The 24,320-nt window shown below is 37.3% G+C and carries 22 protein-coding genes and 2 pseudogenes; 3 read left to right on the plus strand and 21 right to left on the minus strand.

Annotation, left to right across the window (positions count from 1 at the left end; translation table 11 throughout):
* Window positions 1-4: 4 nt before the first annotated feature.
* The 8 genes and pseudogenes from ybeY to PGOND44_RS01255 all read right to left on the minus strand — a co-directional run bounded on the left by ybeY (window position 5) and on the right by PGOND44_RS01255 (window position 9,549).
* A complete protein-coding gene (ybeY, locus tag PGOND44_RS01220) occupies window positions 5-436 on the minus strand; it encodes an rRNA maturation RNase YbeY (protein WP_003435051.1) in 432 nt (143 codons plus the stop codon).
* A complete protein-coding gene (locus PGOND44_RS01225) occupies window positions 420-3,815 on the minus strand; it encodes a hypothetical protein (protein ID WP_003435053.1) in 3,396 nt (1,131 codons plus the stop codon). The genes ybeY and PGOND44_RS01225 overlap by 17 nt, the downstream gene beginning before the upstream one ends.
* Before the next feature lie 232 nt (window positions 3,816-4,047).
* Complete coding sequence (locus PGOND44_RS01230) at window positions 4,048-4,305, minus strand: DUF202 domain-containing protein (protein WP_003435055.1); 258 nt, start codon at window positions 4,303-4,305, stop codon at window positions 4,048-4,050.
* Window positions 4,306-4,582: 277 nt separating this feature from the next.
* Window positions 4,583-5,950: a serine hydrolase gene (locus tag PGOND44_RS01235; protein WP_003435060.1), complete on the minus strand. Its 1,368-nt coding sequence runs from the start codon at window positions 5,948-5,950 to the stop codon at window positions 4,583-4,585.
* A 358-nt stretch (window positions 5,951-6,308) separates the two neighbouring features.
* Window positions 6,309-6,829 (minus strand): annotated as a pseudogene (locus tag PGOND44_RS01240) (nucleotidyl transferase AbiEii/AbiGii toxin family protein).
* A complete protein-coding gene (locus PGOND44_RS01245) occupies window positions 6,826-7,617 on the minus strand; it encodes a type IV toxin-antitoxin system AbiEi family antitoxin domain-containing protein (RefSeq protein ID WP_003435064.1) in 792 nt (263 codons plus the stop codon). The pseudogene PGOND44_RS01240 and the gene PGOND44_RS01245 overlap by 4 nt, the downstream one beginning before the upstream one ends.
* A gap of 233 nt (window positions 7,618-7,850) precedes the next feature.
* Window positions 7,851-8,711 carry a mechanosensitive ion channel family protein gene (locus tag PGOND44_RS01250; protein WP_162138429.1) on the minus strand — a complete coding sequence of 287 codons (861 nt, stop codon included), beginning with the start codon at window positions 8,709-8,711 and terminating at the stop codon, window positions 7,851-7,853.
* Window positions 8,712-9,150: 439 nt separating this feature from the next.
* On the minus strand, window positions 9,151-9,549 hold the full coding sequence (locus tag PGOND44_RS01255; protein ID WP_003435068.1) for a hypothetical protein: 399 nt from the start codon (window positions 9,547-9,549) through the stop codon (window positions 9,151-9,153).
* Window positions 9,550-9,890: 341 nt separating this feature from the next.
* Between PGOND44_RS01255 and PGOND44_RS15125 the strand changes: the two are divergent.
* A pseudogene (locus tag PGOND44_RS15125) lies at window positions 9,891-10,199 on the plus strand (transposase); the annotation flags it as partial.
* 52 nt (window positions 10,200-10,251) lie between these two features.
* Here PGOND44_RS15125 and PGOND44_RS01260 read toward each other — a convergent pair.
* From PGOND44_RS01260 to PGOND44_RS01295, 10 genes are all read right to left on the minus strand, one after another.
* Window positions 10,252-11,145 (minus strand): bile acid:sodium symporter family protein, encoded by an 894-nt coding sequence (locus PGOND44_RS01260; RefSeq protein WP_003435069.1) that lies wholly within the window; start codon window positions 11,143-11,145, stop codon window positions 10,252-10,254.
* A 195-nt stretch (window positions 11,146-11,340) separates the two neighbouring features.
* Window positions 11,341-13,707 (minus strand): DUF748 domain-containing protein, encoded by a 2,367-nt coding sequence (locus PGOND44_RS01265; protein WP_003435072.1) that lies wholly within the window; start codon window positions 13,705-13,707, stop codon window positions 11,341-11,343.
* On the minus strand, window positions 13,700-13,822 hold the full coding sequence (locus tag PGOND44_RS15990) for a hypothetical protein (protein WP_262500701.1): 123 nt from the start codon (window positions 13,820-13,822) through the stop codon (window positions 13,700-13,702). Before PGOND44_RS15990 ends, PGOND44_RS01265 begins: the two co-directional genes overlap by 8 nt.
* A gap of 341 nt (window positions 13,823-14,163) precedes the next feature.
* Window positions 14,164-15,075: a mechanosensitive ion channel family protein gene (locus PGOND44_RS01270; RefSeq protein WP_003435074.1), complete on the minus strand. Its 912-nt coding sequence runs from the start codon at window positions 15,073-15,075 to the stop codon at window positions 14,164-14,166.
* A gap of 382 nt (window positions 15,076-15,457) precedes the next feature.
* On the minus strand, window positions 15,458-15,610 hold the full coding sequence (locus PGOND44_RS15130; RefSeq protein ID WP_003435076.1) for a YqaE/Pmp3 family membrane protein: 153 nt from the start codon (window positions 15,608-15,610) through the stop codon (window positions 15,458-15,460).
* A gap of 19 nt (window positions 15,611-15,629) precedes the next feature.
* Window positions 15,630-16,658, minus strand: a complete 1,029-nt coding sequence (locus PGOND44_RS01275; protein ID WP_003435078.1) for a TIGR04086 family membrane protein — start codon at window positions 16,656-16,658, stop codon at window positions 15,630-15,632.
* Window positions 16,659-16,715: 57 nt separating this feature from the next.
* Window positions 16,716-17,225 (minus strand): PRC-barrel domain-containing protein, encoded by a 510-nt coding sequence (locus tag PGOND44_RS01280; RefSeq protein WP_003435080.1) that lies wholly within the window; start codon window positions 17,223-17,225, stop codon window positions 16,716-16,718.
* Between the two features lie 24 nt (window positions 17,226-17,249).
* Window positions 17,250-17,870, minus strand: a complete 621-nt coding sequence (locus PGOND44_RS01285; RefSeq protein WP_003435082.1) for a hypothetical protein — start codon at window positions 17,868-17,870, stop codon at window positions 17,250-17,252.
* A 1,092-nt stretch (window positions 17,871-18,962) separates the two neighbouring features.
* Entirely contained in the window at window positions 18,963-19,535 is a 573-nt protein-coding gene (locus tag PGOND44_RS01290) for a glycosyl-4,4'-diaponeurosporenoate acyltransferase CrtO family protein (protein ID WP_003435084.1), read from the minus strand.
* Between the two features lie 260 nt (window positions 19,536-19,795).
* Window positions 19,796-20,422, minus strand: coding sequence for an RDD family protein (locus PGOND44_RS01295; RefSeq protein ID WP_003435087.1), 627 nt, complete (start codon window positions 20,420-20,422; stop codon window positions 19,796-19,798).
* A 206-nt stretch (window positions 20,423-20,628) separates the two neighbouring features.
* Here PGOND44_RS01295 and gltX point away from each other — a divergent pair, with 206 nt between their 5' ends.
* Together gltX and PGOND44_RS01305 are read left to right on the plus strand one after the other, a co-directional pair.
* Window positions 20,629-22,146 (plus strand): glutamate--tRNA ligase, encoded by a 1,518-nt coding sequence (gene gltX, locus PGOND44_RS01300; protein WP_003435088.1) that lies wholly within the window; start codon window positions 20,629-20,631, stop codon window positions 22,144-22,146.
* A 70-nt stretch (window positions 22,147-22,216) separates the two neighbouring features.
* Entirely contained in the window at window positions 22,217-23,158 is a 942-nt protein-coding gene (locus PGOND44_RS01305) for an SPFH domain-containing protein (RefSeq protein WP_003435090.1), read from the plus strand.
* Window positions 23,159-23,240: 82 nt separating this feature from the next.
* On the opposite strand, the gene PGOND44_RS01310 is transcribed toward PGOND44_RS01305, so the two are convergent.
* Genes PGOND44_RS01310 through PGOND44_RS01320 form a run of 3 tightly spaced genes read right to left on the minus strand, consistent with a single transcriptional unit; the run spans window position 23,241 to window position 24,218 of the window.
* Window positions 23,241-23,456: a DUF6327 family protein gene (locus tag PGOND44_RS01310; protein WP_003435092.1), complete on the minus strand. Its 216-nt coding sequence runs from the start codon at window positions 23,454-23,456 to the stop codon at window positions 23,241-23,243.
* A complete protein-coding gene (locus tag PGOND44_RS01315; RefSeq protein WP_003435094.1) occupies window positions 23,453-23,857 on the minus strand; it encodes a phage holin family protein in 405 nt (134 codons plus the stop codon). Before PGOND44_RS01315 ends, PGOND44_RS01310 begins: the two co-directional genes overlap by 4 nt.
* Before the next feature lie 16 nt (window positions 23,858-23,873).
* A complete protein-coding gene (locus PGOND44_RS01320) occupies window positions 23,874-24,218 on the minus strand; it encodes a YtxH domain-containing protein (RefSeq protein ID WP_003435096.1) in 345 nt (114 codons plus the stop codon).
* Window positions 24,219-24,320: the final 102 nt, after the last annotated feature.

Below are 24,320 nucleotides of genomic sequence, written 5' to 3' on the forward strand. Positions count from 1 at the left end.
ACTTCTATTTTTGTTCCACGTGGAACAATTCTATTTTTAAATTCTCTTTAGCTCTCATTAGATCCTTTTCTTCCTCGGTCGAATCTTTATAACCGCAACAGTGTAAAACACCATGAGCCATGACTCTCTTTAGTTCCTTTTCAAAGTCCACACTAAATTCTTTAGCATTTTCTTTAACTCTATCGATGCTGATATAAATCTCAGCGGAGATAGAATCACCTTCTGTATAATCGAACGTGATAATATCCGTTAAGGTATCGTGTTGTAGATAAGATTGATTGATATCCAACAGATACTCGTCAGAACAAAAAACATAGGTTAATTCTCCTAGGGTTTTTTGCTCACTTTTGATAACCGATAACAACCATAACCGATACTCTTCTTGATTAGAGATATCGAAATCTGTTGTACTATAAAAATTAATTAGATCTGCCATCAAAATAAATATTAATCAACTTTTTATATTCAGGTTGCAAAGGTAATTGTTGTCTATTTAAAATCTCGGTTGTGTTAAAATATTCTTTAGCTTTCTCCTCCCAAGGTTCAGAGTTCGAATTAAATTCTTTTTTGTTGGTTTTAGCTTGGCGATCTTCATCTTGGCCTTGTTGGTTTGCAGCCTTCTCCAATTTTAGGAGTTGGTGTTTTACAGCGTCCATTTGCTGTAATAAATCATTGCTAAATCCCTTCATCAAAAGTTCCTTTTCCAAACGATCTAGACTTTTTGTAAGCTCATTCGTATTCCCCTCCAGACCTAAACGGTTAATTTCATTCTCCAACTGATTTCTTAAGTCTTGCTGTTGTTTATAAATCTGATAGACTTCTCCGCTCATTTGTTCATTTCCCTGTTGAGATCCTTGCTGTTCCCCGCCTTCTTTTTCACCACCTTCAGAGTCTCCTTCATTCTTACCTTTTTCTCCATCCTTTCCTTCTTCTCCTTCTTTCTCTCCATCCTTTTCAGATTTTGAAGACTCTCCTTGACCTTTAGATTTGCCTTTTTCCATTTGTTTTTGAAGCTCCTCATGAGACTTGATAATATCAGACAATTGCTCCCCCGACTGGCTACCACTTGGTTTCGGTTTTCCAGATCCTGACCCTTTCATCTGGTTTTGCATTTGATCTAAAGCGTCGTCAAGCAGGCTCGACAATTCATTAGCAAACATCATGGTATATTGCTGGCTACTCGTTCCCATTCTCACTTCATTTTCTGCCAAGCGTTCTAAAGACTTTTCAATATTGAAATTGATATCCGATATTTTATTATTCACCTCCTCAGTAATCATAGGCGTTCTCATCGCCAAGGCATACAAGCTATCATCTGCGTGCTTGAAGTTTTCTCTAAGCTCTGCTTGTCGTTTAAGCTTGGAGGCATAAGCAGGATTAGAATTAGACATGCCCTTAAAGCTTTCCATAAGCCCTTCTTGTTCTTGAGAAAAGAGAATCAAATTGTTCAAAATCTGTCTCAACATATCTGCATCTTCAGCTGCTTGCTCCATACTCGAGGACATCATAGATTGTTGCATTTTATCAGATAGAGACTTCATCTTTTCAGAGGCTTTTTTTTGCTTTTCTTGGGCCTTCACTTTCTGTGAAGTTTTCTCTTCGGAGTCCTCACTATTTTCTTCGCTATTTTCTAGCTCTTCTTTAGCCTCCTCTTGGTCTTGGTCAATTTCTTCCTCTAGAGCTTTATCACTTCCTATGTCCATAGGGGCTTTTAGGTCTTCGTTTTTGTCTTCCAATTCCTCTAAGGCCTCTTTCAGTTTATCAAATTTTTCATTGAGTTTCTCTTGTTCCTTAGAGGTGTTTTCTTCAGCTTTAGATAAGTCTTCTTGCTCTTTAGCTAAATTCTTAAGTTCTTCGGCGAGCTTTTCAGTTTTCTTTTCAACATAAAACCGTTTGGTCAATTCCAGAAGTTGCTCCAAATTTTTCTCTTGCTTTTTAGATTCCTTGTCGAAATTTTCAAGCTTCTGATTGAGTTCTTCTCTATCGATTTTATCTCGTAACTCATCCAATTCCTTTAAGAGCTCTTGGTTTTTTTCAATTTGTTTTTGATTGCTTTCCAGTCGTTCTTCAAGGTTTTCTTTCGCCTTATCTTGTTCTTCAGGATTCAATTTTTTGAAATCTTCTTTTAAGCGTTCGCTATAATTCTTCATCATTTCCATTTGCTGCTTTTGGCGCTTTATGAAACTATCTAGCTTTTGCTTTTCTGTATAATCCAGACTCTTTTCTTTCTTCTGTTTATTTTGGAGCTCACGGAGAGTTGCGTTGCTTTCTTTTTGCTGTTTCAACTCCTCAGATAACTTTTCAACAGAGGTGTTTTGTCGCTTTAGATTTTCAGTAGATTCTTCAAGCTTTGTTTTTTGGCGGTAAGAAAACACTTTGGACTTGGACGATTTTCTACCATTCACTTCATCATTATCGTAGACCTCGAAATAGTATGAATAATTGGTCCCAGGCATCAATTCTAAATCTTCATTTGGAAACGCATAAGAAAATTCAGCATAATTACTTTTAGATATTTCAATATCCTTTTTGGTCGTAATGTTTTTATTATCAGCAGAGTAATAGACCAATTGTAGCTTGGTTAACCTATAATCGTCGGTAACTTTACCGAAGAAATAAGACTGTTCTACCAATAAGCTGTCCTTCTTTTCCTGTAAGACTAGCTTGGGGAACTCATCTTGGATGACTTCTATGCTGTAATTGAGAACATCGTAGTTTTTAAAATTAGAATTGGAGGTAGATATAGAATAGTCTTCCGATGTCTTCTGAATTTGTGTCAAACTGAATCCAGACTCAAAAGATTCAAATTTTATTTGTTTTTCTTTTGAATTAAACGCCACTTGATCGGTGGTCTCGGTTAAAATGATCCATTCAATTTGGGTCCCTTCGGGTACAGAGGCATTTCCAGTTCCAGAGATCGTCTTGGAAGATTGATTGGTATAAGCAGGGAAATTCAGTCTCATTTCCATATCCTTCAGAATAGGAATATCCATAGCCGATAGTTCATAAACTTTAGAAACAACTTTATTGGCCTTAAGTTGAAAGCGTTTTGAGTCGTCTACAGTGTTGAAGGTATATCGAAATACATCTCCTTCTTCCGTAAGGCGATAGGCTTCTCCTCCAACTTCTATAAGGACTTCTTCGGGTTTTATATCCCCTAAGGTCTTTACGTTGAGTTGAAAGGATTTTCCCTTGGCAACCTGAAGCGAGGGATTGAGAATAGTAAACTGAAACGGAGCTGGTGGCTCATAAGCAGTATCGTAATTGACTAGCCGCTTATAGCTAGATGAAAAAGAATCGCCTAAGCCAGAGATCCATATCGCTAGAATAATGAGAACCGGAATGGCCAAGAGCCGTAAATATTTTAGGTTTTGCGTAAAGTCGATAGCAACTTGAAAAGGGACGGTTTTTAAATCCTTGGATTTCTGTTCAATACTGGCGAGTAAGAGCTCGCCTTGAGCGCCCTGAGCTTTAAGTTGTAAGATATTCTTTAGCTTATCGCTGACTTCTGGAAAATGAGTACCAATATAATCTGAAGCTTCTGCATACTCGATGCCCTTAGAAATTTTAAAAAGCTGACTCGCGGGGATTAAAATCAATTTGAAAAGCAAGACCAATTCTACGGCAAGGACAGTCCAAAACAAAAAAGTTCTAAGACCAGAGCTAAACCATAAGAAGTACTCCAAGGCAGACATAAAAATAAACAACAAGAGACTGATCCCTACAAAAAGCAAGGCGCCTTTTATTAAAAGATTGCTGTAGAACTTTTTTATAAACCGCTCTAACTTTTTTTCTATGATGTCATAATTCTGCATATCCTGCTTCTAATCCAATATTTGCTGTAAAGGTATTAATTAACCGACTTATTACTAAAGAGTTGTCATTATTTAACTGAATATCAAGACACGTGCTAGGGAGGGAAGTTTAATTTATAAAACGGAAGTCTTGATTTTTGAATTATAGATTTTCATAGCCGATAGGTTTTGTGAGCTGCAAACACCTATTGTATTCCTTTTTCAGGGCATTAGGGATGCCACCATGTTGAAGTTAATCGTAATAGGAATTAATCCTTTTTTTGACATAAAAAAATCGTAGGAGGCCAATCACCACGACGATAAAGGAGATGATGATAAAAAAATAGCCCAATCCTTTTAGGCTTTGTAAGATTTCAAGTTTTAGAATTGCAAAACCGGAGCTCAAAAAAACAATAAAGGTTCTAAAATACGCCAAGAATGTCCGCTCGTTGGCGAGTTTAGTCCGGACTAGGGCTAGCAAGTCCGTTTTACTCATATCCTTATGTTCCATCCTGTTGTTTGTTTTGTAAAGTTAATCTTTTATCGGTAAAAAAGATTTCTACACCACCTGGAGTATCATACCAGAATTGATTAAATCTGGAATTAAACTATTGTTTCAAGGCTTCTATAGGTCGATTTCTATGGTAATTAAACAGTAACCAAAGAGGACAACCCTAAAAGATAGCTTACAGAGCTAGTTTATAAATCTGTAAGCCTAGATGAGTACTTTCAAAAATTGATGAGGAAAAGAGTTTTTTTTGACCTCAGTGCTCTGGTGTGCGTTAGTGTTATTCTATCTTCTTCCATTCAGTCATTCCATTTTGGTCTGCAGTAAATCCAGTGATATTGCCTTTATCGTTCCTGGTGAATTGAATCTGAGCTTTTACCGCTTTCGATTCCATTTTGTCTGTACCTATGATAGTCAGTTTAGTTCCAGTTCCTTTTGCCTCCGGAAAGTCTAGCACCAGAACATCATCGATCATTAAGATTTCAATACGTTTCGAATTTCCTAGAAGTTGGTAGGTTCCAAAATACTCTTCGAATTTAGCATACTCCAGTTGATTCCTATCTTCAATTTCCACTGGGTTTCCAAGAACTACGCTGGCTAAATAATTAGCAACTTCTTCTGTTCTTTCCAGTGATTTGTTTGATAATATGCATACGAACAAATATTGAGTAGGAAGATAAAGGCCAGAACTAGTAAATCCGTAAAGGTTTCCTCCGTGCTGAATGGTCTTATGCCCCAATAAATCTTTTATAAAAAATCCATAGCCGTAACCAGTTCCGGCTCCGGAGGTCGTCCGTTTTTCTGTAATTAGACTTTCGACAACAAAATCAGTCAGAATGGTTTTGTTTTTTATTTCACGATTCCATACGAGTAGGTCATCAACGGTAGACACAATGGCTCCAGCTGCATAGGGAACTGATCCTACTATTTTGGGAGAGGAAATCAGCTTGCCTTGATAGGATCGATATCCTTTTGCAATTCTCTTGGTCTTCATTTCATCATTGTACCATAAGCTTGTTGAACTCATCTCTAAGGGTTCAAAAAGATTCACCCTAAAGTACTCCTTGAGTGACATGCCCGAGACGATCTCAATGACAACTCCAAGAAGTGGATAATTGGAATTACTATATTGAAATTTGGTATCCGGTTCAAACTCTAATGGCTGGCTCTTATAATATGAAATAAGCTGCTCAGGAGTATGTTCTTGTGATAGCAAATACGTTTCTTCTTCATCTATGTCAAAGAATTCAGGAATTCCTGAGGTCTGAGATAGAAGATGATGAATGGTTACAGGGTACTTTTTCTGCGGGAAGTATTTGACATAGTTTTGAATTGGATCATCAAGTGAAACTTTCCCAAGTTCTATCAACTGAAGTATTGCCACAGAAGTGAATTGTTTTGTCATAGATCCTATCTGGAAGACCATATCTGTTTGGATTGGCTTCTTTTTTTTAAGATCAGCGAGACCAAAGGCTTCTTTGAAGATTATCTGATTGTTTTTCGATATCAGAATTACTGCTCCAGGCCTGTTTTCTGGGTATTCCTTTTCCAGAAAGGTCTTAATTGTTTTAGTCTGACTATCCTGAGACCAAAGTTGAAGGCTTAATGCGTTTGCTAATAATAGAATAAAGATCAATCTTATGTTCATGATTTTGTAGTTTTAGCGATGGATCTCAATTAAAGTGCCAACCATGACTGGCAACACCCTTATAAACCCTATTTAAACCTTCAGTATAGGGTATATCTTTATTTAGAACCTTGTTTTTTTTCATCTAAACTAACACTTTTATGTATTCTCTCTAAAGACCTTTTTATAGAAGATGAAGAATCACTTTGATTCCAATGGCCTATGGGTGTCTTAAGTTTCATTTCTATTGCATTTAAACAGTAGCAAGAAAAAACCTAATAAGATAACCCTAAAAAATAACTTACAGAACTAGTTTATAAATCTTTAAACCTAGAATAAAAGTGTCTAAAATTAATAAGGAAAAGAGTTGTTTTTTACCTCAGTTCTTCTTAAAGCAATGGATAATTTCATTAGAGTTTAGCTCTATATTTAAGCGAGAGTAATCTAAATCAAATAAATCTCGTCCTTTACTTCTTTGATATAAAGCCCTCAGTTTTGTTCCTAAGAGTTCGTTTATATTGTAGGTTCTAATTTTAAGCGTAATCGAATTTCTTCGTATTCAGAAGTAAAACGGTACAATGCTTTTGCTCCATGACCTTTTACTTGCGTTTTTCTTGGTTCTTCAAAAAAGGTGATGACTTCTTTAAGGCGTTCCATAACTGGCTTAATTGGTCCGGCTTTAATTTGAACTAAATCAATGTCTTCCGAATACCTTGGTGCAGGATTCAGGTATAATTTGTGTAAGGCCGTACCTCCTCTAAAAGCTAAATTTTCTTTCAGAAAATCGTCTGAGAATATCTCTACTAAAGCACGACTAATAACCAAATCTTGTTCAACTTGATAAAATTGTTTCCAAGGAGCATGGTCTTGCCATTTTGCTATGTGTGGCTTAGGAATCATAAATCACTTTCCAGTTTAATGTTTATAGCTACTTTCCAAAAATTATCAACAGCTCCTGGCTTTTGTCCCGTTTTTGGGCTAAGCAATACAGGAAAGTATCTTGATTTTTTCAGGTACTTTTTTATTTGATTGCTGAGTTCTTGGTCAGCATTTACTTCTTCGAGCAAAAAGCCAAAACGTTGTAAAGTGCTTTTGTTCGGATACCAAGTCAATAATTCTGCAATGTCATTTTGGGTTATTTCCTCTGCTATTTCTCCTAAAATGGCTAGCATTCTGTTCATTCCTCCTAACTTGGATTGATGATGAATTAAATCTACAGCAGTTAGGGCAGGGCTTGAAATTTTAAAAATTCCAGCATCTGATTTTCTATCTAAAATATTTTTATTTGACCATTTTGAAGTTGTAAGAAAACGAATGTCAAATGTGTTTTTCTTTATGTCATTTAACTTTGGCGTTTCAGTCATTAAATAATCTCTCTGAGTCTGTTGGTGACTTGCTCCATGAAATTTAGCAGCCGAGTAAAAACCTAAATAATAGTTGCGATTGAGGTGTTTAAAAAGTTTTTCGATGTAAAGTTGAATAGGCACTTGTCCTTGTCTACTATATCTTGGTGGAATTATTAAATAAAATCCTTTTCTTAAATTAACAATCACTTTTTTTTCTATTAATCTTGATAACTCACTTTTTATAGAAGCTTCACTTTTATCAATTACAGATTGCAATTCATACAATGAGAATGAGTACTCTTCAACTGATAGACATTGTTTTATGTAATTTGCGACTGTCAATTTTAGTATATTTTAGAGAAAGGTACTTATTTTAAATACTATTCTCGAATTATTACTAATATTTCTTTATGAGTTTAGAAAAATTTTTACTCTTTTTGTTTTTTCGAGGAGGCTTTGCGTGTCGGCAAAAACCATATGTGCTGTTTGCGCGTTTGCTTTTCAGCTTGTTGCAAAAGGTTTGGCTATGCTTGCCTGTAGCTGTTTTAAATAGCGTTTCTTCCAAGTCAACATACTCATTCCTTTTTGAAATTTATCTTGTTTGATAAGTCATAGTTTTTTAACTCCACAATATTTGCAGGCAAACTATAACCATTCGCAGTTAGGGCATCAATAACATCATTCATCACTTGTGAGCGAATGGTATTGTGCACCGAACGCTTAGTCGATTTGAAAGTATCAATCCAAAACTGAATGTTTATATTAATGGTATTTGTTGACAGTTCATGAATTGTAATTGCCGATTTTTTATCTCCTTTTAAAACTCCCTCTACATTGTTTACCGTTTCTAAAATCAATTTAATAGCATCTGTAGGATTATCTTCATAGGCAATTCCAACAACAAAATCATACCGTAAAAACCCATCTAGGGTATAATTGAATAAGGGGTTTTTAAGAATAATTGCATTGGGCAAAAACACATCTTTACCGTCGGGTGTTTTAATTAAAGTTTCACGAATGCTAATATCTTTTACATGTCCCATAATGCCATTTACTTCAATCAAATCATCTAATCTGAAGGGGCTTTTGAAGGCGAGAATAATTCCTGCAAGAAAATTTTCACCAATATCTTTTAAGGCAAAACCAATAACAAAGGTTAAAAGACCAGCACCTGCAAGAAGTTTATTGGTAAAGGAACTAAGCCCAAGTAGATAGAACGTTGTCAATATCACGATAGATTTCAAGATAAATCCAACAATTTGTGATGTAAAATTGGCCGTAATGCGATTGGGCGATTTTTTCATCAACCGTAATTTGACTCTTCTCTGTATAAACTTAGATACGATAAAACCTATAATCAAAAAGAGAATAGTTACTCCCAAATTGAGATAATTCAATTGAAAGTATTGAATGGCATCATTGTATAATTGAGTCATTTTTTCCATTTACTTATTCCCTGTATTGTTTTCTAGCATTGGCTGTAATATCCGTATAAACCCTATTTAAACCTTCAGTATAGAGTATATCTTTATTTAGAACCTTTTTTTTATTCTCATCTAAACTAACACTTTCATACATAGTATCCAATGGACTTTTTATGGTTTAATGCAACTTTCTTTAGACTATAAAAGTCAACTCAACCAGAACATAGCTAGACGCACCGACTATTTAAATTTGAATAGAGTTAAGATGGTGATAAGCATATCCATAAAAAAAGGAGTATTCGTCTTAGCCTGAAAAACTATCCCCAATCATCAACCAATATAAGATCACCGACAAAACATCGGTTCAGTCAACTCCTAAGGATCAGGGCATTCATGTTGGGTTATTTCAAATCTGGTGAAAGCTATACCAACCACATTTCTTAGTTATTATCTACAGTTTTTCCTTTAAACTCAGAACTACATCACCGTTATATACGTTAGTATACAAATCTTGGAATTTTCCATTGGTTAGCCAAATTCTTATTTTTTGTCTATTAAAAATTGAGTATTGCTTTTTAATATTTTTTATTTTACTGAAAGGAATAGTCCTGCGATAAGATTTAAAAAATATCTCTTTAACTAGACCAGTGACTCCTAAAATTAAGATAAAAACGCATAGAAAAACTTCAAACTCATTTAATGAAGACCATTTATTTATTAAAAATGCTCCAAAACCGATCCCTATGAGATCAATTGCTAAAAAGGCAGTTCGGCGGTTTAAGTTGAAGTATTTGTCATTAGATATTTCAAAATGTTCATCCTCAAATTTTATAGTCTGATTGTAAAGCATAATTCTATTTTTTAAATTTATGATTTTCTTTATCTTTTTGAAATTCCCATCAAAATCCTTTTAGTCGGAAATAACTTATATTTTTTTAGAAATTCTTTTGCTACTAATTTATCTGAAATTATTAATCCCCTTTTTTCTAATCTTTCAATTTGTTTAACAAATGAGATTATTTCTTTAGGATACTCATATTTGTCAGACATATTACAAATAAAAAAGACCCGCCTAGGTACGCTATTCTTATGGGAATCGTGGCGAGTTCTACTAATATAAACATAAGTAAGATTTGGTTTTCAACAAAGTTAATAACGAAATTTCCTAACATATGGTAGGTAACGGTTCGCAGCTATGTTGGCATCATGCCAACGATACGAGAATCAGGTTGTAGTGCACGAGGCCGACCGAGAAGAAGCAAAGTAGGCAATCAAAAACTTCGTAAATTTATTATTTATGTGCGGTTTTAATGCTTGTAAGCTGTCGGCAGGTACAACAAATCTTACAGAGATCTTTATGAAAGAATAGTTTCCAAAGGAAAGAGTAAAAAACTAGCATTAACTGAGGTCTGTAATACCCTATTAAAACAAGCCTTCGCCATCGCCAAATCAAGTTTGACTTACGATGCTACCTATGGAAGTACTTTAGTGAGAAATTAATGAATTTTTACTTGTTTTCTACCACAGTTCTTTGTTGAACTTAATACTTTTTTTATTTAGAATCTGAATTAGGTATTTTTCCTAATTGCCACATTAAAATTCCTGCAGTAAGAAACATCCATATAGCATAAGCTCCAATTGGAATACCCATTTCTACATTATTTAATATAGACGTTGCAATGACGAGGGCTAAGGTCCCGTTTTGTATGCCGCTCTCGATTGTGATTGAAATGGTGTTTTTTAAATTTAGTTTAAATAACCTAGCGGTGAGATACCCTAATCCCATAGTCGCGATATTAAGGACTAATGTCACTAATCCAGCTTCTTTCATTCCATCTATTAGTTTATCAGCATTGGCAGCTAATACTGCGATAAAAACTAGTATAAAAATTACTGTTGAGGCTGTACGCATTGGTTTTTCCATTCGTTTCGCAAAACTGGTTTTGTGTTTACGAATGAGCATTCCTATCGAAATAGGAATAACAGTTATTCCCATTATTTGTAATATAGTATCAATTATGGGTAATTCAATTCTAACATCTGTGTTACTGCCAAAATACTCTAAAGCATAAGATAGAATAAATGGTATTGTCAAAATACTTACAAGGCTAGCAACAGCAGTTAAAGTGACCGATAATGCAATATTTCCTTTACAAACTTGAGTAATCAAATTACTAGTTGGACCACCAGGGCAACTAGCTAAAATCATTAATCCAACTGCCATTACTGGATTTAGATTAAAAGCTATAGCTAGTGAAAATCCAATAATAGGCAAAAAGATAAGTTGATTGGTAAGACCAATTAAAATGGCTCTGGGATATTTTATTACTCTAGTAAAATCAGTAATAATTAAAGTCATTCCCATTCCTAGCATAATTATGGCAAGAGCTAATGGCAAGAACACTTTACTTATAAGTTCGACTGCAGTCATAATATAATTGATCATTTAAAGTTCCGTTTTATCCTTTTAAGCCCAAGGGTTTAGCTTTGAAATGTGGCAGAATTTCTGTCTGCTTTTTGTCATCGGATAAAAAAGGTAAAAAAAAAGCCCGCATTTCTAACGAGTACGGACTGCCATATTTAATTCGCCGTTGCCTATTTCCTTTGCACGTAAAATCGATTCTTCTCTTTTAGCGCTGTCTCAGTCCAAGGCTAGACCGACCTCCATTACGACCTGCTCGTCGTTCTCGGACTCGACTTTTTTGGGCTCCGCCAGGAGAACCCGTTTGGGCTCGACTGCGGAGCCTTCATCCTGGTCTTTGGACGCATCTGCGAGCAGGACGTCCCGCACGGCGACGGCCCGTGCCTGTCCCAGTGCCGCGAGATCGGCATCGGTGACGGGTTGCGCTGCGATCACCTCCTCGGCGAGATGGGCTCGATAGGCAACAGCGTCGAACTCTGAGCGACCTTCCGGATCCTCGTCCTGTTCGCTGGTAAAGCGCTCACGGACCTCGCTCAGGCTGGTTTCCGAGTAGGCACTTGAGAAAATTGCCTCCATCGCGTCTTGCGTCGATTCTTCGGTCAGGTCCGGGGTCGAAACCTCTCTTCCTTGCTCGCGCAACCATTCGGCGAGCTGCTCGACGGCGCGTTGGCGCTTGAGTGCTGGGCCGTCCACGTCCGTATCGAAGGGTCCGGCGAGCTCCAGTACCAGTTCCGGACGCTTCAAAAGGGCCTTGCGCAGCAAGCCTACACGCTGGCGTTGCGGTGGTGTCAGGTCGCTGCTGCCCGCTGGGTAAGCGATCCGTTGCAGGTCCTCTTCGCTAGCCCCAACTAGCTCCGCCAGGAAGCGGAACGGCGCGCTGACGATGCTGCCAATCGCGTCACTGATGGCGCTACGAACCGCGCCGCCCAGGTGGAACTGCGGATCTCCGAGATCTCCCGTGACCGGGATATCCATCTCAATCACCCCCTCGCTGTCCTTGAGTAGAGAGACGGCAAGGCTGAGCGGCAGGTCCATCGCGTCCGGGCTCTCGACCTTTTCGCCTAGTTCCAAATCGTAGAAAACTATCGTATTACTACCCTTGAGTTTGCCGTCCGATAGGTGATAGCCAAGATCGAGGTCCATGCGGCCTTTCGCGATCCTGCGGCCGGCGAAGGCGATCGTGTACGGCGAATAGCCCTTCACCAATAGGTTGCGGAACGTTATCGTGACGTCCGTGTCCCGCGTCGGTTGCCAGGCGTGGATCGTGCCCTCGATGCGCGCCAGGCCGTCCTCACCCACCTGACCTTCAAGCCCCACCTCAGCTGGAATCTGTGTATCAGAAGCCAGTGTGGAGACCTCGCCGTTCAGCTTGAGGATGTTCGTGGAGAAGGGCAGCGGCAGCGAATAATCCGTGAACTGGAGGCGACTATCGCCCAGGACAATGCCAGCGATGCTGATGCTTAATGGGGCGGCCTCTTCGCCGTCATCCCCTTCGGGAGCGGGGGTTTCCCCCTCAGCCTGCTCCACGAGTAGGCGCTTGAAATTCGTGGTCTGATCCTCGTGGATGATAACCCGGCCGGATCCGCCCTCGATGGACACACTCGAAGTCTCGAGGCTACGCTGTGCTAGGCTCAGGTCGAGCTGTTCGATCTCCATGGCTTGCCAGCCTACCACCGGTTCGGTGTCGCCTGGATCCAAGGGCGCGAGGCTGAGCCCCTCCACGCCGGCACTGCCGTGATAGGCCAGAGGCTCATCGCCGCTGACGGACAGTTGTCCGTCGAGGCTTAGGTTCCCACCCTTAATCGCCAGCCGCGCGAATTGTTGCAGGTAAGGCTCGGCTATGCTAAGGGCCAGCGCCTCCACGCTCAGACCGCCGTTGATCTCGAATGCCGGTAACACCTGTATTTTGCCATCGAACGAGAAGGTCCCGCCCGCCTTGAGCTGCCCGGCGAAATGGATCGGAAACTCGGTGTTCTCATGCAGGGCGGCATCATTCATCGATAGAGAAAATTCTTGCACCTCGATGGTGGAGGTCGTACCTGACGGGTCGGAAGCGGTGGTCAGGTGATCCGCAAAGCGGAGCGTTCCCTCCACAACATCTAAATCCCGGATCACCGTTGCCGGCATCCCATCTTCGCCAGTCGCTTTCGGCTCGCCCGAGGCGTCATCCTTTAGCCGGGAGAAGCGCGACTCGCCCGAGGCGAAGCGTTCCTCCTGAATCACCAGACCTTCGAGGCGTACCTGCTGGAAAATCCACGCTTGGTCGATGAGGCTGACTAACGTGAAGTTGACGAACAGCCGGTCGAAGATGGCGAGCTCGTGACCGTCGGGATCCGAGAGCGTGAAATCGGTTACTTCCAGGGAGAACGTGTAGGGATTGAAATCGATATCGCCGATGAGAAGCTCGCGACCAAGGACCTCTCGGACCTTGTTTTCAGCGATAGAACCGGCGAGCCACGGCACCAAGAAAAAACCCACGAGCGTGTACAACGCGACGGCCACCAGCACCCAGAGGCCAACCCGGCGCACATTGATCCAATGGTGGCTCAGGTAGCCCCGTAGGCTCGATAGGAAGCGACTACTCATGGTGTGGGGTAATATTAGCGGTCATACCCGTGTCAACTTCTGCATACAATCTGATAAAATCACTCCAAACCGGTTTCCTTACAGGTCTTTTGTTTAAAAGGATTTCATTATTCATTTTTTCTGAATTTAATATGTTTTTTCTTTATGTAGCTTTTAGAATTCACGAAATATTAATTTCTTTCATTCTGTCTTGAATCTCCTGTTTTATTTAAATTTGTCATTGTGTTAGTAATATAATAGGGAACATCTACTTCTATTAGGATTTCTACTAAATAATATGTTCCGTTGTTGAACTTGATTTTTTATTGCTTATGAATTAAGGCCGGGCTGATCATCCCACTGCTTCCTGTCACAATTACTACTCCAATTTTACCTTTTATATTCTTTTTCTAAATTTTACAACGTAGAGTCTTATTGCAATGACAAGGAGTGGTATAATCCAAATCCCTCATCCCATTAATTTGTACTTTCTTCGTTGCTTCCTTTATTCGTCTTCAATTCCATTTGTGAGAGTTTTTGCCCGCCTTTAATTCCAAAGTCTAATGTTCGAATTGGAAAAGGAATAGTAATATCTTGTTCATCAAAAGCGCTCTTAATCGCTTTGATGGCTTTGTTTTTCATATTCAAGTAGCCTGGTTCGCCTGGGTATTCTACCCAAAATCGAATATTAAAATTGATGGAACTGGAGTCGAATTCAGAATAGTCAAAACCTATTTGATCTTTATCTATCACCCCTTCCAAATTTTTAATTGTGCTCAGCACAACATCTTCAACTTTCTCAAGATCCTCTGCGTAAGAAACTCCTACGGCTAAATCTATACGCCTTTTTTCTAAAATAGAAAAATTGTAAATCGAACCCTGTAATACATCACTATTTGGAATGTAAACTTGTTGGCCCTGAAAAGTCTCAAGAACCGTAACTCGCAGGTCAGTTTGACTTACTTTACCCATTATATCGTTTACTGCAATTATGTCCCCTAATTTAAAAGGTCTCCTAAAGGCCAGAATAACACCCGAAATAAAATTTGCAGCTATATCCTGAAAAGCAAAGCCCAATGCCAAACCTATCACACCAATTCCTCCGAGTATAGAAGCTAAAGCTGTATCTAGTCCTAGCACTCCAAGCATAATAAAAAACCCAATAATTAGGATTATAGCATAAATTACAGTGGAAAATAAATTACTTAATGCTTCGTTATTTGATGCTTTGGAGAAAAGCTTTTTAAACAGTTTACTTCCAAGTCGGGCAAGCACAAGAAAGACTATTATCAACAACAGGGTTACTGCCATATTAGGAATCAAATCTATGAAGGCATCAAGCCAACTTTCTAACTTTTGGATTACTGTTTGTATTGGTTCCTCTTTCATTGTCTATTATAAATTTAGTTTTATGTATTGGGTAGCTATTTTACAGTCTCCCAAAAGCCTTGGTTTTACTATTGTTCCGCCTATTTTCTATATACATTGTTCAAGATATTCATCCCTGGCCTATCGTCGGGACGAATACTTTGTTATTAGCCACTGGCTTTCTGCGTACTGATTGGTTTTCCGAGGTTTTATGTTAGTCCGGAAGTGAGACGGTGGCTAGACATACCTTTTTGTGAATTTTGAGGAGATGGCTATGCACGACATACGTATGTGTATGGCTTTCAGCGTTGGCATTGTTTAGCTGGATTTTTTACCCCTATTCAAATCTTATTCAGGCAGTTCAATTTTTTTTGATTGTGTTTTAAACAATTCAAAATTCAAATCAATCATTTACTATAAATGCATGTATCACACCAGGTATCCAGCCGATGATAGTCAGAATTAGACTAATTATAAACGTAGAGCCTAAACCGTGTTTCATAAAAACCGCTAACGGGGGCAAAAGTATGTTGAGTATAATAGTGAGTATTGACATATAATTAGAGGTTTTAAGGTTAGTCAAATTTATCTTCTCTTCTTTCTTCAGATACCGTTTGCAAAGGTGAACCAGTAGCCCCACCAAAAAATGCTGCTAAAGCACCCAAAAAGAATATTATGAAGGCAACGATACTTGCGGTTGCTAAAGCATCGGCAGCTATATCGCTATATTTAATAGCTTTTTGCTTTGCTTTTGCATAATACATTTCTGCTTTGTCCACGGCCATTTCAATATTTTTGTCCCACTTCTTGATCATTCCGTTGATTTCGGCTTCACTAAGTCCCGTGTTCTCTGCCAAATAGTTCTTTAAGTCTTCTTTATTCAAAAAATCTACTCCGCCATCAACGGTAATTTTTAAATCACCGTTTTCATCTAAATCAAAAGAGAGGTCGTTGAAAAAATTATCAATGTTTTGGTCGAGGTTTAAATCATTAAAGGCCTGCTTTGCCTCTTTTTCAGTTTCATTAACTGTCTGTCGCGTATTTTCCGAGGCATCTTCTGGAAGTATATTGTATCTTTCTGCTTTGTTGATTAATTGAAATGCTTCTTTTTTAATGTTTTCATAAGAAAGTGTAGTATCATCCTCTCCCTTCTGTTGTGCCTCGTCCAATATCACTTTAACCCTATCATTTTGCGAACCACCAAACACGCCAGAAACTGCGCTGGATAGCCCGTTGACCATTGTGCCAACGGCAGATGTTATTAGGAAAAAAGATACCAAGGCAAATAATGCCCACGATAAAAATCCATGTAGGCCTCCGTCCGATTTAGAGGGATAACCAGACATGCGCCCAGCTACCATACCTCCTACAAAAAGGGCGACAAGATTTGAAAGTCCTAACCAAATGAGTGTGCCTGTTCCAAGCCCGTTTAATGGGTCACTTTCAGTCATAGGGTCTATTGTAGAGAAACCAATTCCCAGACCAAGTAAATTGAGCATCGAAACAACTACCAAGGCAGTCAAAGTTCCAGCGAGGATAGCTCCCCAAGAAATTCTTGAAACTTTGGCCGCCATATTATCGAAATTTGTGTCTTGTTTTTTCATATTGTTTGAAGTATTACATAGGAATTTAATTATTATAAACTACATATTTACTTTAATTCAAGTTAGCGGTTTATATTCTTTGCGATTATAAAACTCATTGTCTGAATCCCTTTCTTCATCAAAGTTATCATCAGGGAAATAATGCCTCAAAATCGTTAGCTCATAAGACCTTTCTAAATCAACTCCACTTTTAAATCTTTTTGTTTTTGAAAAAGTTGAATAATCTATTTGTTTAGAATGTACTTTCTTATTCTCCTCATCAAGTGTTACCATGCCAATTGGTACAATAAGATGGTTTTCCCCTTCCTCATTCAAAAATTCATGCACACCCTTTTTTGCAGGAACGACATACGTTTCGTGACCGTCTTCAATTAAAGAGGTATCAACTTCCACATCAAGATAAACAACGCGATCTGCTTCTTTGCTAACCAACAGTCCATCCACTTTGCCTATGGTTCTTTTGTCTGCATCTATTACTTCCCAATCTCTTACATCAGCATAATCATCAGCTACTTTATACTCTGATAATTCGTGCAGATAATACAGGTTTTTATTATTATCTTTCATAATTGTAATTTTAAATTCAGTTAATTAATTCATTTTATTAAGCAGGTCTGCAGCCTTTCTGAAAAAAGGTTTCACAGCATCCCGCTGGTTAAGTGTTAATGTTTCAGGGTTAATTGCCGAAGCGGCACTTTTAACATCAGCAGCTTCAGCACTCAAGCCAGAATATTTTGCCTGCTGTATATTCTGTAAGCAAGTGCTTAACACATTAGCACCGCTCCTTATTTTATCAGCATGGGCAGCTGCCATCGGTTCATTTGTTATTTCATCTACAAGCTGTTTTGCCTCAGCTATATCGGCTTTCACATCATAGCCAACTTCCGTAGCCATAGCATCTACAGCATTGGTTAGCTTTGCAAATGCCTCACTGGTAAATACATGGTCGAGGCCCATTGTAGCGTTGTCAGCATTAATGAACGTCACATAGGAGGCAACTATATTGTTATTTTCATTTATATCTATCAGCGATGTTTCATCTACTATCTCATCTGCTGTTTCATCTGTTGTTTCATTTGATGTTGCAACAGGCTCAGCGTTATCGTTGCGAATAAAGAAGAACCAAGCAGCAAAAGCAACAATAAGCAAAACAAGTACTAATAAAATCCAGGGCCATACAGGCTTTTTCTTTTCTATTTTAATTTCTGTCATGATGAAAATTTTATTTGTTTGTAAATTATTTTTTAATTGGTTTAACCGGATATTGCTTCAAAATATTAACTACCGCAGGATGAATTCTACCTTTTAAATAGGGAGGGTCATAAATATCGTTTTCAGTAGTTCCGGTCTCAACCACCTTCTTTGAAGCCCTGTCAATCACGTTAATAGTGACGGCATTTTTGTAAATTTCCTAGTCTTAATATTATACTTCAGATTATAGGAATAATGCCTGTTGTAATTATAATTGCCATCGTTATAGTACAGATTATTGTAACGCTGGTTGTAAGGATAATTGTGATACGTATAATTAGAATAGTTGTAAGGATTGCTGGTCTGAACTTCTACTTTTTTTTCAATTTTTAATATGAACCCCAGCAAAATATTAGGATTAAGCGTATCAACTGTATATCCACTATCCTTAAAATGATGATCAACATAACGTTCAGCGTAATTATCAATAACATCATTATAATACGAGGTCGGCTACTGTGAATTTAACCATGCATACATTTTATATTTAGTAAAAATCCACATTATTGTCGTAGCTAAAATATGTGTTATTGAACATAGCGCATCCTGATAATGCGGCGACTGCTTTTTAGACAAAGTTTGTAGAAGATTTTATTTAATTTCATTTTTACGTTTTGCGATTAAATCTTATATGTCACACTACTAAGATGAGTGCTTTTGTTGTAAAAAGCGTTACATAATTTTGTAAATAAGTTACACAATTCACATATTGATGTTAACTGGGAGTTGTCCCCGAAGCGGTAAGGTGCGTTTGCAGAAGGAATAGCCAAACGGCTTTGCCGAAGTTTTTGACTGCTGTCAATTAACTGCGAACCTGTCCACGAAGTGCGGAACTTTCTACCTCCTTTTAGTTAGTTTGATCTGTTGCGTTGAATTATTGAATTCAGGGTGTTGTTTTTTTGCTTGCAGGTTACACCCGTATATACCCTATTTAAAACTTCAGTATAGGGGATATCTCTTTTTGGGTCTTTATTCTCAACTAAACTAATACTTTTATGTATTCTTCCCCAAAGCCTTTTTATAGGTTTAAATTGGTAAAATTAACCCTATCAATTACCTTCTCTTTTCCAAGAGATTTGTTAGCCGTTCTATTTGAATCCTATGGGTTCTCTGTAAAATAATGGGATATAAATTACCGATTAAATTTATTATAGTGGTTAGAATAAAAATAGCCAGATGTCCTTTTATTAGTGAAATAAAAGACACAATCAAAACGCTTATTAAAGCTGCTAGGTGACCAAATTCCGATTGTCTAGTCTGAAAGTCAAAATTTCCAATTCCCGTTTTTGCTCCACTAAAATATTTTTTTCTATTTTTCTCTTTCCCCCAAAAAGCTTTGAGAAGTAGGGCTTTAAAAAATTTCACGCCAAATATTCTATAAATAGTTTCCAAACTTTTAGTGTTCTTAATTTGATAATACGAGCTCGGCAATAGTTTGTTAGTTTTATAGACAAAACCTAAAAAAGCGAAAACACCTGTTATAAATAAATTTAGAAGTAGTGACATCCCAATGATAGCTGTCCAAGACAATTCAGCCGGATTTATATGGATTAATAAGTTAATTAACTCCAGCGACTGATAAACTAGAAAAATTGAAAACAAAGAAAATAGCAATTTCTTAATCATTGGAAATCAGTGGTTTTCGGTTTAGTTGATGTAGAAATGGGGTCATTTTTTTATTTATTAGTCTTTTTCTTGTAGTTTGGTCTTTTAAGAATCATTACCCCTCTTTTTTTCGGTTTTTCAAAGGTCTTATAAGTTAATATTACTTTTACAAATAACAGGTATCGGTCTTAGTTGTGGTTACTGCTGTATTAAAATATAATATTCTTCCGGTTTAACCTTATACGGAGAAGTATTCTCAAAAGTGAGTACCTAAATCCGCATTAAATATAAGCGTTTTTGGCATCAGCATTTTCCGCAATATTGTCTTTTATCACTGTTGTTTTTGATAGGAAATCGTGAATTCCATTTTTCATAAATAGAAACGTAACTCTGTCAAATGGAATAAATCGGCAAAAAGTCCGCATAATTATTTCAGAGTTTTCTGGTTTCCTTCCGTCCATTTTCACAACTTTAGTTTTGGTTAGAAACTTCCCAACTGTCTTTTGGAATTTAATTTCCATAATAGCGTAATAAGCAAAGTATGTTCCCAAAAACAATAACTGTGAAAAAAGAAGTAGAAATAACCCCTCAGAAATATTGATAAAAAAACTGATAATAAAGCCTAAAATTGAGGCTCCAATCATACAGGCGAAAAAGTCTATAATAAAATTTAAAAATCTTTTTCCCGAGCTGACTATTCCTGAGTTAACCTCTTTTTTTGCAACTCTTTCCGTAGTCGCTTTTTCTCTGATTTCCTCAAATTTATTCGTGTCTATATTTCGTTTTGTAACTTCAAATTCAGCCGCATCTATCGCAGTTGGATTATATTTATCTCTTTCGGCTGTTACAATTTTTATTAACTGTTCATCGGTTCGTTCCGACATTGCTTTCATAAATTCGTTTTCCATTCACTCTTTTTTATTAAGACCAACATCCATCCAAATCATAATTTTAGATGTTTGTGAGATATATATTTGTTATAAATCCTGATTTACTTATCAAATATAATCGATTTTTTAAAACACCTGAGCGCGTCTTAAACTGGTGACCTTCTTAAACCATCATTTCCTATCTGTAAACATCAATATATTTTATATTTGTAAAAAAACAGAAGATGGATACGAAAGTTAGAGTGAGATTTGCCCCAAGTCCAACAGGACCACTTCATATTGGCGGTGTGAGAACTGCTTTGTATAATTACTTGTTTGCCAAAAAACACCAAGGCGATTTTTTACTAAGAATTGAAGATACCGACCAAAACCGATTTGTAGAAGGCGCCGAGGGGTATATCAAAGAAACTCTGGAATGGTGTGGTATTCCGTTCGATGAAGGTCCAGGAAAGCCGGGAGATTGCGGTCCTTATAAGCAAAGTGAACGCAAAGATATCTACGGAGAGTATGTAGATAAATTAATCCAAAGCAATAATGCTTACTATGCCTTCGACACTCCAGAAGACTTAGATGCGAAACGGAAAGAAGCAGAGAAACACAACACAAAATTCAGTTACGGACCTAAGAATAGAAATCAACTCAATAATTCTTTAACTCTTTCTGTGGAAGAGCTGCAGACCAAATTAGATAACAAGGAAGACTATGTGATTCGTTTTAAGACGAAATCGGCTATGACACTCTCTATTCACGACGAGATTAGAGGTTTTATAGAAGTAGATTCTGAAGTTCTAGATGATAAGATTTTATTTAAAAGCGACGGCTTACCAACTTATCACTTAGCCAATATTGTGGATGATCATCTTATGAGAATTACACATGTTATTCGTGGTGAAGAATGGTTACCATCGCTACCGCTTCACGTTTCTTTATATGAAGCTTTTGGTTGGGAGACTCCAAAATTTGCTCACTTACCTCTTATTTTGAAACCAAGTGGAAAAGGAAAATTGAGCAAACGAGATGGAGATCAACTTGGGTTTCCTGTATTTCCTATAGAATGGAAAGATCCTAAAACGGGAGCTATTTCTTCGGGATATCGCGAGGAAGGATTTTTCCCAGAAACCTTAGTTAATATGTTAGCCTTACTAGGGTGGAATGATGGAACCGAAAAAGAATTTTTCTCCATCAAAGAGCTTACAGAACATTTTGAACTGGAAAGGGTTCATAAATCTGGAGCTAAGTTTGATCCTGAAAAAACAGAATGGTTTCAACATCACTATATGCAAGAAATGCCTGTTTCCAAATTGGTCCAGGAGTTTTCAACAATTCTGAAGGACAAAGGAGTCGATGCTCAACACGCATACGTGAAGGAAGTCGTTGAAACAATCCGCGAAAGAGCCACGTTTGTGTCAGAATTTTGGGAGCTTTCTTCCTTTTACTTTGAATCGCCTAAAGAATTTGATTCGAAATCGGCTAAAAAAGCGTGGAAAAATGATTCAGAAGAATGGATGCGAGCTTTAATTGGAAAGCTGGAAAGCATTGAAGATTTTTCCCAAAGCACTGTTCAGAGTGAAGTTAAAGAATGGATTAACACCCAAGGTTTAGGCTTTGGCAAAATTATGCAACCCTTAAGACTAGCTTTAGTAGGGGCTATGAGAGGACCTGATGCTTTTCATATTGCCTCTTGTATTGGTAAAGAAGAGACTATTTCTAGATTGAACTTCGCTATTGAGAAATTGGCTTAATCTTTTTGTTATTCGGTGCAATACAGTCGAAAAAGGTCTATTTTTAAATTAAATTTTATAACTAATTATTATGGGAACATTTGCAGGTATTTTTATAGTGGTAATTGCCTTTTTTATCATTTTAAGTGGAATTTTCACAGTGAAGCAACAAACAGCAGCTTTGGTAGAACGCTTCGGGAAATTCTTGAGTATAAGGAATTCGGGATTGCATTTTAAAATTCCAATAGTAGATCGTATCGCTGGGAAAATCAATCTCAAAATTCAGCAATTGGATGTCAATGTAGAGACTAAAACAAAAGATGATGTGTTTGTTCATCTTAAAGTGTCGGTTCAGTACCAAGTGACTCGAGCCAAAATCTACGATGCCTTTTATAAGTTAGAGAGCCCAAGTGCTCAAATTACATCTTATGTTTTTGATGTGGTTCGAGCAGAAGTGCCAAAAATGAAGTTGGATGATGTTTTTGAGCGTAAAGACGATGTTGCGAATGCTGTAAAGTCTGAGCTTAATGATGCCATGCTAGATTATGGTTACGACATCATAAGAACACTTGTCACAGACATTGATCCCGATAATAAGGTGAAGGACTCCATGAACCGAATTAATGCCTCAGAACGCGAAAAAGTAGCAGCTGAGTTTGAAGGTGAAGCAGAACGAATTAAAATTGTTGCTGTGGCCAGAGCTGAAGCAGAAAGCAAACGGCTCCAAGGACAGGGGATTGCAGATCAACGTAGAGAAATAGCTAGAGGTCTCGAGGAAAGTGTTGAGGTGCTTAATAAAGTAGGAATTAACTCTCAAGAAGCTTCAGCATTAATTGTGGTGACTCAACATTACGACACCCTTCAATCTATAGGAAGCCAAACCAACTCCAACCTAATCCTTATGCCAAATTCTCCTGAAGCGGGTAGCAATATGCTCAACGACATGATAGCATCTTTTACTGCCGCTAGCCAGATTGGTGAAGAGATGAAAAAGCAAAACGATCGTAAGACGATTCAACAAAAACCGGATTAAAAATGAAAGTTAGGCAGACCTAAATTAAAAAAGGCTTGTGAAAATTTCACAAGCCTTTTTTAATATTTGAAACTATTAAAACTTATAGTCCAAACTTTCTCAATATCTGAGTACCTATTCTAGCATAAATAGCCTTCTGTCCAAAATAAGAGAAAAGCTCAGCTACAATATTGGTAAACGAAAAAGCACGCTTGATGTATACTAAATCAATATTAGCTTTTTGTTTACTAATTTGAGTTTCTAACTTAAAAATTTTTAAGTCTTTATCAATTTCCTTAAATGAATTATATTTCTTCATGTATCTGAAGTTTCAGTCTCTTCAAGTTCTTTTTTTAACAACTCTTCCATATCATTATCTGGTTCTAAAATACTATTCAAGAATGAAAATACTGGTTTTTCCAGTAATTTTTTTCCGAAAATACCTACGATAATCAGCACTATAATATAAAAACTACCAATTATAAAAAACCCATAAGATACCGAACCTAATTTATTACCTATCAAAAAAGCGAAACCCAAAGACACAAAAAAGAGTACTAAAACTAGGATTCCTATTATGAGTACAAATCTTCCTCCAGTGACTAAGCTTAAGGCCGTTTTCTTGAGGAGATCGAGCCTGTAAAATTCTATGGAATTTTTTATGACATCTTTGGTATCTTGAGATAAGTTATCAAAGTGATCACCTAATTGATTCTTCATGAAGAAATTTTAAGGATTATTTATTCTTCAATTCTTTTTGAAGATTAGAATTTTTCTTTTTTAACTGCTCCAATTCACTTTCAAGTTTACTTAGCATTACATCGGCTTTAGTATTAGCATTAGAAAAAGTCTTTTCTAACTTTTCCTCGATGTTTTTTTTAGCTTCTGTAGTAAAATCAGATAAATGAGAAGACGTTTCTTTATACTTTTTATTCAGATTATCTTGTAGATGATCTGCTTCATCTCTCAACTGCTTTCTAGTTTTTTCTCCACTTTGTGGTGCATACAATAAGCCTAAACCTACTCCAAGAGCTGTACCAGTTAATAATGCTAAAATTGTATTTCCTGTGTTATTCGCCATTTTATTAATATTTATTTAAGATTAGATTCAAATTTAAGGATAATCTAGAGTTTTAGCTGTTAAAGACCGGTTAATATATAATTAAAATCAAAAATTTAATTA

Source organism: Psychroflexus gondwanensis ACAM 44 (assembly GCF_000355905.1).
GTDB lineage: Bacteria > Bacteroidota > Bacteroidia > Flavobacteriales > Flavobacteriaceae > Psychroflexus > Psychroflexus gondwanensis.

Bases quoted from the DNA above. Each gene is read 5' to 3' on its own strand.
- ybeY (WP_003435051.1), bottom strand. From the start codon at position 436: ATGGCAGATCTAATTAATTTTTATAGTACAACAGATTTCGATATCTCT.
- PGOND44_RS01225 (WP_003435053.1), bottom strand. From the start codon at position 3,815: ATGCAGAATTATGACATCATAGAAAAAAAGTTAGAGCGGTTTATAAAA.
- PGOND44_RS01230 (WP_003435055.1), bottom strand. From the start codon at position 4,305: ATGGAACATAAGGATATGAGTAAAACGGACTTGCTAGCCCTAGTCCGG.
- PGOND44_RS01235 (WP_003435060.1), bottom strand. From the start codon at position 5,950: ATGAACATAAGATTGATCTTTATTCTATTATTAGCAAACGCATTAAGC.
- PGOND44_RS01250 (WP_162138429.1), bottom strand. From the start codon at position 8,711: ATGACTCAATTATACAATGATGCCATTCAATACTTTCAATTGAATTAT.
- PGOND44_RS01255 (WP_003435068.1), bottom strand. From the start codon at position 9,549: ATGCTTTACAATCAGACTATAAAATTTGAGGATGAACATTTTGAAATA.
- PGOND44_RS01260 (WP_003435069.1), bottom strand. From the start codon at position 11,145: ATGATCAATTATATTATGACTGCAGTCGAACTTATAAGTAAAGTGTTC.
- PGOND44_RS01265 (WP_003435072.1), bottom strand. From the start codon at position 13,707: ATGAGTAGTCGCTTCCTATCGAGCCTACGGGGCTACCTGAGCCACCAT.
- PGOND44_RS15990 (WP_262500701.1), bottom strand. From the start codon at position 13,822: ATGAATAATGAAATCCTTTTAAACAAAAGACCTGTAAGGAAACCGGTT.
- PGOND44_RS01270 (WP_003435074.1), bottom strand. From the start codon at position 15,075: ATGAAAGAGGAACCAATACAAACAGTAATCCAAAAGTTAGAAAGTTGG.
- PGOND44_RS15130 (WP_003435076.1), bottom strand. From the start codon at position 15,610: ATGTCAATACTCACTATTATACTCAACATACTTTTGCCCCCGTTAGCG.
- PGOND44_RS01275 (WP_003435078.1), bottom strand. From the start codon at position 16,658: ATGAAAAAACAAGACACAAATTTCGATAATATGGCGGCCAAAGTTTCA.
- PGOND44_RS01280 (WP_003435080.1), bottom strand. From the start codon at position 17,225: ATGAAAGATAATAATAAAAACCTGTATTATCTGCACGAATTATCAGAG.
- PGOND44_RS01285 (WP_003435082.1), bottom strand. From the start codon at position 17,870: ATGACAGAAATTAAAATAGAAAAGAAAAAGCCTGTATGGCCCTGGATT.
- PGOND44_RS01290 (WP_003435084.1), bottom strand. From the start codon at position 19,535: ATGATTAAGAAATTGCTATTTTCTTTGTTTTCAATTTTTCTAGTTTAT.
- PGOND44_RS01295 (WP_003435087.1), bottom strand. From the start codon at position 20,422: ATGGAAAACGAATTTATGAAAGCAATGTCGGAACGAACCGATGAACAG.
- gltX (WP_003435088.1), top strand. From the start codon at position 20,629: ATGGATACGAAAGTTAGAGTGAGATTTGCCCCAAGTCCAACAGGACCA.
- PGOND44_RS01305 (WP_003435090.1), top strand. From the start codon at position 22,217: ATGGGAACATTTGCAGGTATTTTTATAGTGGTAATTGCCTTTTTTATC.
- PGOND44_RS01310 (WP_003435092.1), bottom strand. From the start codon at position 23,456: ATGAAGAAATATAATTCATTTAAGGAAATTGATAAAGACTTAAAAATT.
- PGOND44_RS01315 (WP_003435094.1), bottom strand. From the start codon at position 23,857: ATGAAGAATCAATTAGGTGATCACTTTGATAACTTATCTCAAGATACC.
- PGOND44_RS01320 (WP_003435096.1), bottom strand. From the start codon at position 24,218: ATGGCGAATAACACAGGAAATACAATTTTAGCATTATTAACTGGTACA.